This is a genomic window from Nonomuraea sp. GTA35 (genome assembly GCF_041950525.1).
GTDB lineage: Bacteria > Actinomycetota > Actinomycetes > Streptosporangiales > Streptosporangiaceae > Nonomuraea.
Genome location: NZ_JBGNUV010000002.1, coordinates 1,229,323 through 1,242,030, shown reverse-complemented (window position 1 = coordinate 1,242,030; position 12,708 = coordinate 1,229,323). Strand labels below are relative to the sequence as shown.

At 71.7% G+C, this 12,708-nt stretch carries 13 protein-coding genes; 10 read left to right on the top strand and 3 right to left on the bottom strand.

Translation table 11 applies throughout. The annotated features are described in order from the left end of the window. Positions 1-20: 20 nt before the first annotated feature. A complete protein-coding gene (locus tag ACBJ32_RS12375; protein WP_375126797.1) occupies positions 21-1,019 on the bottom strand; it encodes an aldo/keto reductase family protein in 999 nt (332 codons plus the stop codon). Positions 1,020-1,076: 57 nt separating this feature from the next. Here ACBJ32_RS12375 and ACBJ32_RS12370 point away from each other — a divergent pair, with 57 nt between their 5' ends. Next, positions 1,077-2,069 carry an SMI1/KNR4 family protein gene (locus ACBJ32_RS12370; protein WP_375126796.1) on the top strand — a complete coding sequence of 331 codons (993 nt, stop codon included), beginning with the start codon at positions 1,077-1,079 and terminating at the stop codon, positions 2,067-2,069. Positions 2,070-2,072: 3 nt separating this feature from the next. Here ACBJ32_RS12370 and ACBJ32_RS12365 read toward each other — a convergent pair whose 3' ends face one another. Next, positions 2,073-2,657: a DUF3043 domain-containing protein gene (locus ACBJ32_RS12365; RefSeq protein WP_375126795.1), complete on the bottom strand. Its 585-nt coding sequence runs from the start codon at positions 2,655-2,657 to the stop codon at positions 2,073-2,075. A 176-nt stretch (positions 2,658-2,833) separates the two neighbouring features. Here ACBJ32_RS12365 and ACBJ32_RS12360 point away from each other — a divergent pair, with 176 nt between their 5' ends. From ACBJ32_RS12360 to ACBJ32_RS12330, 7 genes are all read left to right on the top strand, one after another. Next, positions 2,834-3,637: a PspA/IM30 family protein gene (locus tag ACBJ32_RS12360; RefSeq protein WP_375126794.1), complete on the top strand. Its 804-nt coding sequence runs from the start codon at positions 2,834-2,836 to the stop codon at positions 3,635-3,637. Further along, positions 3,634-3,912 carry a hypothetical protein gene (locus tag ACBJ32_RS12355; protein ID WP_080041207.1) on the top strand — a complete coding sequence of 93 codons (279 nt, stop codon included), beginning with the start codon at positions 3,634-3,636 and terminating at the stop codon, positions 3,910-3,912. The genes ACBJ32_RS12360 and ACBJ32_RS12355 overlap by 4 nt, the downstream gene beginning before the upstream one ends. Positions 3,913-3,917: 5 nt before the next feature. Continuing rightward, entirely contained in the window at positions 3,918-4,817 is a 900-nt protein-coding gene (gene htpX / locus ACBJ32_RS12350) for a zinc metalloprotease HtpX (protein WP_357865747.1), read from the top strand. Between the two features lie 7 nt (positions 4,818-4,824). Next, entirely contained in the window at positions 4,825-5,382 is a 558-nt protein-coding gene (locus ACBJ32_RS12345; protein WP_375126793.1) for a hypothetical protein, read from the top strand. Between the two features lie 47 nt (positions 5,383-5,429). Further along, a complete protein-coding gene (locus tag ACBJ32_RS12340; protein WP_375126792.1) occupies positions 5,430-6,980 on the top strand; it encodes an alpha/beta fold hydrolase in 1,551 nt (516 codons plus the stop codon). A 90-nt stretch (positions 6,981-7,070) separates the two neighbouring features. Beyond that, complete coding sequence (locus ACBJ32_RS12335; RefSeq protein WP_375126791.1) at positions 7,071-9,239, top strand: protein kinase; 2,169 nt, start codon at positions 7,071-7,073, stop codon at positions 9,237-9,239. A gap of 34 nt (positions 9,240-9,273) precedes the next feature. Next, positions 9,274-9,900 carry an SIMPL domain-containing protein gene (locus ACBJ32_RS12330; RefSeq protein WP_357865754.1) on the top strand — a complete coding sequence of 209 codons (627 nt, stop codon included), beginning with the start codon at positions 9,274-9,276 and terminating at the stop codon, positions 9,898-9,900. 3 nt (positions 9,901-9,903) lie between these two features. On the opposite strand, the gene nadA is transcribed toward ACBJ32_RS12330, so the two are convergent. Beyond that, the gene (gene nadA, locus ACBJ32_RS12325) at positions 9,904-11,061 is read right to left on the bottom strand and encodes a quinolinate synthase NadA (protein ID WP_375126790.1); all 1,158 of its coding nucleotides are present in this window, start codon (positions 11,059-11,061) and stop codon (positions 9,904-9,906) included. Positions 11,062-11,218: 157 nt separating this feature from the next. Here nadA and erpA point away from each other — a divergent pair, with 157 nt between their 5' ends. Continuing rightward, complete coding sequence (erpA, locus tag ACBJ32_RS12320; protein WP_185106933.1) at positions 11,219-11,572, top strand: iron-sulfur cluster insertion protein ErpA; 354 nt, start codon at positions 11,219-11,221, stop codon at positions 11,570-11,572. A gap of 107 nt (positions 11,573-11,679) precedes the next feature. Beyond that, the gene (locus tag ACBJ32_RS12315) at positions 11,680-12,666 is read left to right on the top strand and encodes a carbohydrate kinase family protein (RefSeq protein WP_357865757.1); all 987 of its coding nucleotides are present in this window, start codon (positions 11,680-11,682) and stop codon (positions 12,664-12,666) included. Positions 12,667-12,708: the final 42 nt, after the last annotated feature.

Here is a 12,708-nt window from a genome sequence, read left to right as displayed (position 1 = left end):
GGTTTCTGTTGCGGGAGGCGTTACGGACGCGAAGCCGGGCTCTGCGTCTTGGCGGGGTCGCGCTCCACGACCGAGCCGAGCACGTCGTCGATGCGCTTGAGCACGTCGGCGTCCAGCTTGACGCCGGCCGCCTTCACGTTGTCACGCACCTGCTCGGGCCGGCTGGCGCCGATGATGGCGCTGGAGACGTTCGGGTTCTGCAGGACCCACGCGATCGCCAGCTGGGCCATGGACAGCCCCAGGTCGGCGGCGATCGGCTTGAGCTCCTGCACGCGGGTGAGCACGTCGTCGTTCATGAACCGCGCGATCATGGCGCTGCCGCTCTTGTCGGTGGCCCGCGAGCCCTCGGGCGGCTGCTGGCCCGGCAGGTACTTGCCGGTCAGCACGCCCTGGCCGATCGGCGACCAGACGATCTGCCCCATGCCCTCCTGCTCGCACAGGGGGACGATCTCCGACTCGATGACCCGCCACAGCATGGAGTACTGCGGCTGGTTCGACACGAGCCGGTCGAAGCCCATCTCGTCGGCGATCTTCAGGGCCCGGGCGATCTGGTCGGCGTTCCACTCGCTCACGCCGACGTAGAGCACCTTGCCCTGGCGGACGAGGTCGTCGAACGTCTTGAGCGTCTCCTCCAGCGGAGTCTCGGCGTCGAACCGGTGCGCCTGGTACAGGTCGACGTAGTCGGTCTGCAGACGGCGCAGCGAGCCGTGGATCGACTCGGTGATGTGCTTGCGGGACAGGCCCCGGTCGTTCTTGCCGGGCCCGGTCGGCCAGTAGACCTTCGTGAAGATCTCCAGCGACTCCCTGCGTACGCCCTTGAGCGCGCGGCCGAGCACCTCCTCGGCCTTCGTGCCCGCGTAGACGTCGGCGGTGTCGAACGTGGTGATGCCCTCGTCGAGCGCCGCCTGCACGCACTGCTTGGCGGCGTCCTCCTCGACCTGGGAGCCGTGGGTGAGCCAGTTGCCGTAGCTGATCTCACTGACGATGAGACCACTGCGACCAAGGTGACGGAATTCCATGGATCCGACCTTAATCCCGGCACATGGGATGATCCGATTCGGGATAGGGTGCGCGACGTGCTGAAGCTCGTTCGGCTGGCGCTCACGGCGGCCATCCTGACCGCGATCGCGGTACGGCTGCGCCGCCGCGCAGGCATGCCAGAAAGGCGGCCCGTCACCCCGGCCCCGGCCCCGCCGGCCCGCCGCACGCGGATGGGGCTCGTGTGGGCCGCCATCGCGGCGATCGTGGCGGTCACCCTGACGGCCGCGCTGGTGCCGGGCAGCGCGGGAAGGGCGACACCCGCCCCGACGGGCCCGGCGAAGGCGATGACCCAGGAGGAGGCCAGGCTGGCGGCCCTGCGGGCCCAGGCGGCGCAGCAGGCGACGTCCCGGCCGCCCTCGACGCCGACGCCCGCGCCGGCCGAGATCCCCGACCCCCACTGCTCGCCCGCGCCCCGCCCGGTGACCGTGCGGCCCGTCGACCCGAGGGTCAAGCGGGCCGTGGACCGGCAGTGGCGGCGGATCGAGCGGTGGCTGAAGGCGAACGCGCCGCGCACGTACCGCACGCTCGGCGCCCCCGGCAGGGCCCGCACGATCGCGATCGCCGAGGCGCAGATGGGCGTGGACTTCCCCGACGACCTGCGCGCCTCCCTGCTGCGCCACAACGGCTCGCGGGGGACGGACGGGTTCGGGTTCGGGGCCTGGTTCTACGGCGCGTCGAACCTCAGCATCCGCGACATCAGGGACACCTGGCGCCACATGTGCCGCCTCGACCCCACCGACCGCGGCGACGACCCCTGGGCGGAGTTCTGGAACGGCCGGTTGATCCCGTTCCTCTACTTCGCCGGGCGGGAGGACGGCTCCGCGCAGTGGGCCGTGGTCGACTCCGCCGACGGTGCGGCCGGCTGGGACGACACGATCGCCGGCCTGGCGCCGCGCACGCCGTCCTACTACGCGCTCGTGCGGGCCGTGGCCGACGCCCTGGAGAAGGGAACGGAGTTCGACGGCTGGCGGCCCGCGGTCAAGCGAGGCGTGCTGCGCTGGGAGAACGTGGAGTACGGCAACCCGTAGCGGCTAGCGCTTCGGCGGCACCGGCTTGCCTCCGGGCAGCAGCTGGGGCGGCGGGAAGCGCAGCTTGCGGATCTGCAGTGCCCGCATGGCCGCGTAGAAGCCCACGCCCTTGACGCTCTCGCCGGGCAGCTTCTCCGCCACCAGCTTCTTCACCTTCCACGACACGAAGACCGAGGTGAAGAGCACGCCGATCATCATGATCGGCCAGCCGATGGTGACGACGTAGCCGAGCACCTGCGCGCGGACCGCCATCGGCCACGGGATCCAGGTGGCCAGCAGGATCACTAGCGAGAACGGCAGGAAATACTGGCTGGGCAGCCGCCGCGAGTCGACCCAGTCACGCGCGAACTTGCGCGCTGGGCCCTTGTCACGAACGGGAAGGTACCGCTCGTCACCTGCGAGCATGCCCTGGCGGGCCCGCTCGCGCTCGGCGGCCTGCTTGGCCCGCATCTGCCGATATGCCTCTTTGCGGTCCTTCGGCGCGGAGACATACTGGCGCCGCTTGCCCTCGGCTTCCCGGCGCTTGGGTGTGGGACGACCTTTACCCTGGGGCTTAGGATCGTCAACGGGGACGGGGGTGTCGTCCACGGAGGTTTGGGAACGGCGTCGCAACACACGTCAACCCTACCTGGACTGCAACTTAGTGACGCCCCCGTGCGTTATGCGTAGGGTAATCCCAAGGCGGCTGCGCTGCATTGGGATTGACACCAGCACGACCTAGAAGGGGACGGCCGACGCGCATGAGCGTGATGAAGAGACTTTCGATGATCTTCAAGTCCAAGGCCAACAAGGCCCTGGACAAGATGGAGGATCCGCGCGAGACCCTTGACTACTCCTATCAGCGGCAGCTCGAGCTGCTGCAGAAGGTGCGCCGGGGGGTGGCCGACGTCGCCACCTCTCGAAAGAGGGTGGAGCTGCAGATCACCGGCCTTGAGAAGCAGGCCCAGCGGCTGGAGGAGCAGGGCCGCAAGGCGCTGTCCGTCGGGCGCGAGGACCTGGCTCGTGAGGCGCTGCAGCGCCGGTCCAGCCTGCAGACGCAGATGGCCGACCTGAAGGTGCAGCACGACAACCTGCAGGCCGAGGAGGAGAAGCTGACCACGGCTTCCCAGCGGCTGCAGGCCAAGGTCGACTCTTTCCGCACCAAGAAGGAGACGATCAAGGCCACGTACACCGCCGCCGAGGCGCAGACGCGCATCAACGAGGCGTTCTCCGGCATCTCCGAGGAGATGGGCGACGTCGGCCTGGCGATCCAGCGCGCCGAGGACAAGACGGCGCAGATGCAGGCCCGTGCCGGCGCCATCGACGAGCTGCTGGCCAGCGGCGCGCTCGACGACTTCAGCGGCACCCGCGGTGACGACATCCAGGCCGAACTCGACCGCATGGGCGGCGGCATGGACGTCGAGCTGGAGCTGGCCAGGATGAAGGCCGAGCTGGGCCAGGGCCCGGCGCCGAAGTCGGCGATCGAGCCGGGCCAGCCGCAGCAGCAGGCCCAGCCCCAGCCGCAGGCGCAGCCCCAGCAGCAGGGCGGCCAGACCCAGCAGTACCGCCAGCCTGGGGAGGGCGCATGATCGTCAGGATCATGGGCGAGGGTCAGGTGGAGATCTCCGCCGACGACATCTCGGTCCTCAACGAGCTGGACAGCGAGCTCGAAGCGGCCATCGAGGCCAGCGACGAGAAGGCCTTCAGGGTCAAGCTGCACGCGTTGCTCGACAAGGTGCGCCACGTGGGCAAGGCGCTCCCCGACGACAGCCTTGAGCCGTCAGAGCTGATCCTTCCCCCCGCGGACGCCTCGATCGAGGAGGTCCGGGAGATGCTGGGCGACCAAGGCCTCATCCCGGGCTGAGTCCCGTGCGTACGCGGTTCGCGTCCGACCGCGGCCTGACCAGCCGCATGGTCGTGACGATGTTCCTGCTCGGGCTGCTCTACGTCGTGTTCGTCGGCGTCCTGGTCGCCCTCGGCGTGCGGGCGCTGACCGTCCTCGTGCTGGCGGGCGGCCTGCTGCTGGTGCAGTACTTCCTGTCCGACCGCATCGCGCTGTTCGCGATGCACGGGCGGGAGGTCTCGCCGCAGGAGGCTCCTGAGCTGCACGGCCTGATCGACCGGCTGTGCGCGCTGGCCGACATGCCCAAGCCGCGGGTGGCGATCGCGGATTCAGACGTCCCCAACGCGTTCGCCACCGGCCGCAACCAGAAGAAGGCGGTCGTCTGCGTGACGACCGGCATCCTGCGCCGCCTGGAGCCGCAGGAGCTGGAGGGCGTGATCGCCCACGAGCTGTCCCACGTCGCCCACCGCGACGTGGCCGTCATGACGATCGCCTCGTTCCTCGGGATCGTGGCGGGCCTGATGACCAGGGTCGCGCTCTACACCGGGCTCGGTGGCCGCCGCAACGGCGGCCAGGGCGGGCTGCCGATCGGCGCGATCATCCTGCTGGTGTCCGTCATCGTGTACGCCGTCAGCTTCCTGCTCACCCGCGCCCTGTCGCGCTACCGGGAGCTGGCAGCCGACCGGGCGGGCGCCCTGCTCACGCAGCGGCCGTCGGCCCTGGCCAGCGCGCTGACCAAGGTGACCGGCGACATGGCCAGGATCCCGACCAGGGACCTGCGCGAGGCGGAGCCGTTCAACGCCTTCTACTTCGCCCCGGCGCTGGCCAAGGGCCAGACCGTGGCGAGCCTGTTCGCCACGCACCCGCCGCTGGAGCGCCGGCTCGAACAGCTGGCCGACATCTCCCGGCAACTCGGAAGGGGCTGAACGCCACGTGGGCTGGCTCGACGCGCTGCTCGGCCGGTCGAAGCCGGTCAAACCCAACCTCGACGCGCTGTTCGCGCTGCCGTCGGCGGCCGTGACGCTGCAGGCGGCGACCGGGCTGGTGCCCACCGGCCTCGGCTCCGTGGCGTTCAGGGCCGCGGAGGGCGGCGCGTTCGCCACGGCGGAGAGCGACGCCAAGGCGCTGCTGGGGGAGCGCGTCGAGGAGTCCGACGACGGCTACGGCTACACCTGGCTGCTGGCGCGCCGCCCGCCGGAGGCGCTCGGCGACCTGGTCACCGAGCTGCACGCGGTCAACTCCACGCTGGAGGGGGCCGGGTTCGGGCCCTCGCTGCTGTGCTCGCTGGTGTCGTTCGCCGGCGAGGGCGGCGGGCGGCTGGCCGTGGTGTACCTGTACAAACGCGGAACCTTCTACCCGTTCGCCCCGCTGCCGGGGCAGAGGCGCGACAACCCGCTCGAACTGCAGGCCAGGGGAGCTCTGGAGGGCGAGCTGCCGCTGGAGAAGGATCTCAGCCGATGGTTCCCTGTCTGGGGCGCTCCGGGGCTCTGACCGGGGCGCTCATGGGCACGGGTAGCCCGGAGTGATCTAATTGTTACGTGGAGCGAAGGTTGTTCGTGCTCGCCGCATGCGCGTTCATCGTGGCGGCGGTGCTCGGCAGCGCCTGGGTGACCGGCCAGTTCACCACGCCCGCCGTGGACAGGACCGAGGGGTACGTCAGCGAGCTGGCGGCCGTCGACCAGCCGTGGACGCGGCTGTTCCGGGTCAGCGACGTGCTGTCGGGGCTGACCTGCCTGGCGGGGGTGGCGCTGGTGCCGAGGGTGGCGCGCGAGTGGCCGGGCTGGCTGGCGCTGGCCGCGTTCGGGCTCCTCACCCTCGCGGCCGGGCTGTTCCCGCTGGACTGCGCCGCGCTCAGCGATCCGCTGTGCGGGCGGCGGGAGGCATCCTTCGCGCACGTGGCGCACGCGCTGGCGCGGGTGCTGGGCACCGTCGCCGTGCTGGCGGCCATGGTGCTGCTCAGCGCGCGATGGGCGTCGCGGGCGTCGTGGCTGTTCACGTGGCTGACCTTGGCCGCCACCCTGCTCACCGCGATCGCGCAGGCCGTCGGGCACGGTGTCGGGCTGGCGCACCGCGCCCAGCTCACGATGATCGCCGTGTGGCTGGTGTACGTCGCGCTGCGCCTGCTCGTCGCCGACGACCCCGAGGAGGCGGGGCCGAGGATCGCGCCCGGCCGCATGGGAGGGGTGGGCGGCGCCCGGGTCCGTACGGACGACGCTCCCGCCTGGAGCGGCACGGGGGACGCTGCCGCCTGGAACGGTACGGGCGACGCTGCCGCCTGGAACGGCACGGGCGACGGGGCGGCGGGCGGGTGCGGCGGGGTCGATCCTGCCGCGTGGGGCGCCGTGGGGTGCGGGCGGCCGCATGTCGTCGTGCAGGGGGCCGGGCCGGCGGTGCTGATCACGGCCGGGCTGGCGGGAGCCTGGTTCCACTGGGACGCGGTGGCGGCGCGGCTCGCGAGCGGTCACCGCGTCATCCGGTTCGACCGGCCCGGCCTCGGGCTCAGCCCGTGCACGCCCGTCCCGCCCACCCTGTACGGCGAGGCCGCCCGCCTGGCCGCGCTGTCGCCCGCGCACCCCCAGCAGGTGACCCTCATCGCCGAGGGGGTGGCGTGCTGGCACGCGGAGGCGTTCGCCAGGCTGCACCCGCTGTGCCTGGCCAGGCTGGTGCTGGTGGAGCCCGCCTGCGCGGGTGAGCGCCGGCCGCTGCCGTTCGCCGGGACGGCGGGCAGGTGGCTGCCCGCGCTGGGCCGCACCTGGGGCGCGACGGCCCTGGCCCGCCTGACGGGGCCGCCCGCGCACCGGCTGCTCACCGGGACGGCCGACCCGTCGGGCGTCTACGGCACGGGCAGGGTGCTCGCCGCGGTGGCGGGGGAGTGGCTGGCCCGCCGCGGCATGGCCGCCGACCTGCGCCGGCTGCGGGCCGAGAAGCCGTTCCCCGAGGTGCCCGTCACCGTGATCAGCTCGGACGACCCCGACGGCTGCGCGGGCCACCTGGCGGGCGAGCTCGCCGCCGAGCACGTACGCCTGCCACGGGCCGGCCGTCGGCTCCAGCTCCGCGCCCCGCAGGCCGTCGCCGACGCCGTCACCTGAGCCGGGCCGCACGCCTTCCCCGAACACATGACGGAACCCCGAACGACCCACCAGAATGGCGGGAAAGACGCCATATAGGGGGAGTCGCCAATGCCGGACCTCGCGGCCCTGAGACCAGGGGACCCCGCGACGGTGGGCGAGTACCGCCTGGCCGGGCGGCTCGGTGAGGGCGGGCAGGGCATCGTCTACCTCGCCACGAACCCCGCCGGCACGAAGGTGGCGCTCAAGCTCCTGCGCGCCGACCTGGCCGGTGACGCCGAGGCGTCGGAGCGGTTCGTCCGGGAGGTGGCGCTGGCCCGGCGGGTGGCGCCGTTCTGCACGGCCCAGGTCGTCGAGACCGGCCTGTTCGGCGGGCGGCCGTACATCGTCAGCGAGTACATCGACGGCCCCACCCTGACCGCCGTCGTACGCGAGCAGGGCCCCCGCTCCGGCACCTCGCTGCACCGGCTGGCCATCGGCACCGTCACCGCGCTGGTCGCCATCCACCAGGCCGGCATCGTGCACCGCGACTTCAAGCCGTCGAACGTGGTGCTCGCCTCCGACGGGCCGCGAGTGATCGACTTCGGCATCGCCAAGGCGCTCGACCTGACCTCGACACTCACCGGCGCGGTGATCGGCACGCCGTCGTACATGGCGCCCGAGCAGCTCACGGAGACCGGCCCCGGGCCGAAGTCGGACCTGTTCGCATGGGCGTGCACGCTGCTGTTCGCCGCGTCGGGGCAGCCGCCCTTCGGGCAGGACAGCGTGCCGGCGGTGGTCAACCGGATCCTGCACACCGAGCCCGACACCGGCTCGCTGACCGATCCCGCGCTGCGCGCGCTGGTCACCGACTGCCTGGCCAAGGATCCCGCCCGGCGCCCGTCGTCGAGCGAGGCCCTGATGCGCCTCCTCGGCCACGGCGCCCCTGCCGGCACCTCCGGCCGCATCCCGCCCGCCGACCTCCGGGGCCGCGCGGCGCCCGCCCCGGCGCCCGGCCTGCTCCAGCAGGGCACGGCCGCAGCCGCACCAGGCGGCGCCGCGGGCGGTGCTCAGGGCGGTGCTTCGGGCGGTGGTCCGGGCGGTGCTTCGGGCGGTGGTCCGGGTGGTGGTCCGGGCGGCGCTCCGGCTGGTGGTGCGGGCGGTGCTTCGGGTGGTGGTGCGTACCGGCCGCCGGTGGGTCCCCCCGGGGCCTACTTCCCGGGCCCGGCCACCCGGCCGGCTCGGCGCGGGCGTACCGGCTGGTGGGTGGCGGGCGGCGTCGCGGGCGCGCTCGTGCTCGCCGCCGCCAGCGCGTTCGTCGCCGTGCGCCTGTCGGGGATCCCCGAGCGCACCGCGTCCCCCACGCCGAGCACCGCGGCGGTCACCACCTCGGCCCCGCCCAGCACGACGGCGGCGCCCGTCACCCGCCCGCTCACCCTTCCCGGCACGTCGGTGAAGCTCCAGGAACGCGACGGCGACCCCATCAGGCTCGCCTCCTACACCGTGGACAGCGGCAAGCGCCTCTACGTCAGGAAACACGCCACCGGCCGGTTCGCCTCCGACACCCGCTACTTCGAGTACGCCCTCGACCCCGCCACCAACCGGGCCCTGGGCACCGACGTGGACTACAGCACCGACCTGTACGCCACCGTGTCCATCATCGACCACGTCAGCGACGCCAGACGCGTCGTCAAGCTCAGCCGCAAGCCGGTCTTCCCCACCACGCCCCGCTGGTCGCCCGACGGCAGGTACGGCCTGGTCACCCTCTACAAGGGCACCGACGGCAACGCCGCCGAGCACGGGTTCGGCATCATCGACGTGGCGGCGGAGAAGGGGCGGGCGTTCGAGATCAAGGACGAGGGCGCGGGGGAGTGGCGCTTCTTCTGGGACGCCGGCGGCCGGACCGTGGGCACGTGGACCGGCGGCAGGATGAGGTTCTACGACCTGAACGGCAAGGTGGTGCGCACCCTGTCCGGGGTGGGCACGCCCGTGTGGGTGGAGGGCGACGACATCTCCCCGTCGGGCAGCCGGTTCCTGGCCCACTGCACCTCGGCGGGCACCTCGCTGTGCGCCCGCCCCACCTCGGGCGGCGACGCGGAGCCGATCAGGATCCCGTTCGCCAGCAACCGGCTCATCGGCTGGTGGGACGACGACCACCTCGCGGTGTGGCGGGCGAAGGGCGGCGGGTACGAGGCCGTGGTGATCGACCTGTCAGGGAAGGTCAGCCGGGTGCTGGCGACGGCGGGCAAGAAGGCCGAGTTCGACAAGATGGGCTTCCGCTTCAGCCGGGTCTCCCCGTAGCTCCGCCCGCCGTTCTAGGATCAAGGCTGAACCCATGCGGGAGGAGCTGGGGCTCGTGGACATCACCGTGACCGGCGAGGGCTCCGTCCTGGTCGCGCCCGACACGCTGCGGCTGCACGCGGGCGTCGAGGTCCGCAGGGCCTCGGCCGGGGAGGCGTTCGCCGCCGTGCGGGCCGCGGCGGCCCGGCTGGGCGAGGCGCTGCGGCAGGCGGGGATCGCGCCGGAGGACATGTCCACCGCGGAGCTGTCCCTGGGCCCGGAGTACGAGTCGTATCCGAAGGTGTCGGCCTACCGGGCGGCGCAGGGGCTCCAGGTCGTCGTGCGCGACGTGAGCAGGGGCGACCACGTCATCGACACCGTGGTGGGCGTGGGCGAGGAGGCCCGGCTGCACGGCGTGGCCTTCGAGGTGGCGGCGCCGGGCGAGGCCCTGGCCGAGGCCAGGGTCGGGGCGTTCAGGCAGGCGGCGGCCAAGGCGGCCCAGTACGCCGAGCTGGCCGGCCGCCCGCTGGGCCCGGTGGTGCGGGTCGAGGAGGTCGTGGGCGCGCCACCGGTGCCGATGCGGCAGATGGCGCAGACCCTGGCGGCCGAGAGCGACGCCTCGATCAGCCCCGGCCGCCAGAGCCTCACGGTGCACGTGAAGCTCGGCTACGACTTCGCCTGACGCCTACGGCAGGGCGAGCATGCGGTCGAGGGCGACCTTGGCCCAGTGGGTGGTGTCCGCGTCCACGGTGATCTGGTTGACGACCTCGCCGAGCACCAGCGACTCCAGCGCCCACACCAGGTGCGGCAGGTCGATCCTGTTCATGGTCGAGCAGTAGCAGACCGTGCGGTCGAGGAACGAGATGTTCTTGTCGGGGAAGGTCTGGGCCAGCCGCTTGACCAGGTTCAGCTCCGTGCCGATGGCCCAGCTCGAGCCCGCGGGCGCCGCCTCCAGCGTCTTGATGATGTGCTCGGTGGAGCCCACGTGGTCGGCCTTGAGCACGACCTCGTGGCGGCACTCGGGGTGCACGAGCACGTTCACGCCGGGGATGCGCGCGCGCACGTCGTCCACGGACTCGGCCGTGAAGCGGCCGTGCACCGAGCAGTGGCCGCGCCACAGGATCATCCTGGCGCGCTCCAGCTGCTCCTGGCTCAGCCCGCCGTTGGGGCGGTGCGGGTTCCACACCACGCAGTCGTCCAGCGACATGCCCATCTCCAGCACCGCCGTGTTGCGGCCGAGGTGCTGGTCGGGCAGGAACAGCACCTTCTGCCCCTGCTCGAACGCCCAGTCGAGGGCGCGGCGGGCGTTGGAGGAGGTGCAGACCGCGCCGCCGTTCCTGCCGCAGAAGGCCTTGATGTCGGCGCTGGAGTTCATGTACGTGACCGGAATCACCTGATCGGCCAGCCCGGCGTCCTCCAGGGCCTCCCAGCACTCCTCGACCTGGTCGAACGTGGCCATGTCAGCCATCGAACACCCGGCCGCCATGTCGGGCAGGATCACCTTCTGGGCGTCGGCCGTCAAAATGTCGGCCGACTCGGCCATGAAGTGCACGCCGCAGAAGACGATGAACTCCGCCTCGGGCCGCGCGGCGGCCTGCTGGGCGAGCTTGAAGGAGTCACCCGTCACGTCGGCGAACTGGATGACCTCGTCACGCTGGTAGTGGTGGCCGAGCACGAACAGGCGGTCGCCGAGCGCCTCCTTCGCCTTGCGCGCGCGGTCCACCAGCTCGGGATCGGAGGCGGGCGGCAGCTCGCCGGGGCAGTCGACCCCCTTCTCGCTGTGCGGATCGGCACCCCTGCCGAGGACGTAGAGCGGCAGTCCGGTCTGGGCAGCCATGGCCATACCCCCTTATCGTCGATTTGACGATACTCATCATGACACACGGCGCCACGTGGTTATTCCGGGGGAGCGGGCCCCGGGAATGTGTGGCATCGCCCAGGTGTTGGTAGCGTCATTAGTAGGACGTCGGAAACAGACAGCCGGGTTAGGGAGTCAGCAGATGACGGTTGAGAGCAGCGAGACCACGGCACAGGGCCTGATCCTGACTGAGGCCGCCGCCGCCAAGGTCAAGAGCCTGCTCGAGCAGCAGGGCGAGGAAGGTCTGCAGCTGCGGGTCGCCGTGCAGCCGGGAGGTTGCTCCGGCCTGCGCTATCAGCTCTTCTTCGACGACCGTTCGATGGACGGTGACGTCGTGTCGGACTTCGGTGGAGTCAGCGTGGTCACCGACCGGATGAGCGCCCCCTACCTGATGGGCGCCTCCATCGACTTCGTCGACACGATCGAGAAGCAGGGCTTCACGATCGACAACCCCAACGCCACGGGCTCGTGCGCCTGTGGAGACTCGTTCAACTAGCGCTCGACCGGCGCTCGAGAGAGGTCCCGCCCGCCTTTGTGCGTGCGGGACCTTCGCGTATTCTCGTGGGGCCCATTGGCCTGCTGACAACGAGGAAGAAGAATCCCGTGCGCATTGCCGTGACCGGCTCAATCGCGACAGACCACCTGATGACCTTCCCTGGAAGCTTCGGCGATCAGCTCATCGCCGAGCAGCTCGACAGGGTGTCACTCTCCTTCCTGGTCGATGATCTCCAGATCCGGCGCGGCGGCTGCGCCGCGAACATCGCCTTCGGAATGGCCTGCCTCGGTCTCAACCCGATCCTCGTGGGCGCCGTCGGCAACGACTTCGCCGACTACCGCTCCTGGCTGGAGCGCCACGGCGTGGACTGCGGCTCCGTGCACGTCTCCGAGACGCAGCACACCGCCCGCTTCCTGTGCACCACCGACGAGCACCACAACCAGATCGCCTCGTTCTACACCGGCGCCATGGCCGAGGCGCGGCTCATCGAGCTGCAGCCCGTCGCCGACCGCGTGGGCGGGCTCGACCTGGTGCTGATCAGCCCCAACGACCCCGACGCGATGCTGCGCCACACCGACGAGTGCCGCCAGCGCGGCATCCCGTTCGCCGCCGACATCTCCCAGCAGCTCGCGCGCATGGCGGACGAGCAGATCCGCCAGCTCGTCGACGGGGCCGCCTACCTGTTCTCCAACGACTACGAGAAGGGGCTCATCGAGCAGAAGACCGGCTGGTCCGACGAGGAGATCCTCGGCCGGGTCGGCGTCCGCGTCACCACGCTCGGCCCCAAGGGCGCCGTCATCGACCGCAAGGGCGAGCCGTCCATCCAGGTCGCTCCCGCCCCCGAGCGCGGCAAGGCCGACCCCACGGGGGTCGGCGACGCCTTCCGCGCCGGTTTCATGTCCGGGCTGGCCTGGGGCCTGTCGCTGGAGCGGTGCGGCCAGATCGGCAACCTCACCGCCACGCACGTGCTGGAGCGCGTGGGCGGGCAGGAGTACGAGCTGGGCCAGGAGGTCTTCCTGGAGCGGTTCGCCGCCGCGTACGGGGCCGAGGCCACCGCCGAGATCGGCGAGCACGTCCGCTGCTACCACCCCTGAGCCCAGGAAGCGGTGCAGGGAAGAGGTGCCGGGAAGAGGGTG

Coding starts and splice junctions, on each gene's coding strand:
- ACBJ32_RS12330 (WP_357865754.1), top strand. CDS start 9,274: ATGCGGGAGGAGCTGGGGCTCGTGGACATCACCGTGACCGGCGAGGGC.
- erpA (WP_185106933.1), top strand. CDS start 11,219: ATGACGGTTGAGAGCAGCGAGACCACGGCACAGGGCCTGATCCTGACT.
- ACBJ32_RS12335 (WP_375126791.1), top strand. CDS start 7,071: ATGCCGGACCTCGCGGCCCTGAGACCAGGGGACCCCGCGACGGTGGGC.
- ACBJ32_RS12360 (WP_375126794.1), top strand. CDS start 2,834: ATGATCTTCAAGTCCAAGGCCAACAAGGCCCTGGACAAGATGGAGGAT.
- nadA (WP_375126790.1), bottom strand. CDS start 11,061: ATGGCCATGGCTGCCCAGACCGGACTGCCGCTCTACGTCCTCGGCAGG.
- ACBJ32_RS12375 (WP_375126797.1), bottom strand. CDS start 1,019: ATGGAATTCCGTCACCTTGGTCGCAGTGGTCTCATCGTCAGTGAGATC.
- ACBJ32_RS12355 (WP_080041207.1), top strand. CDS start 3,634: ATGATCGTCAGGATCATGGGCGAGGGTCAGGTGGAGATCTCCGCCGAC.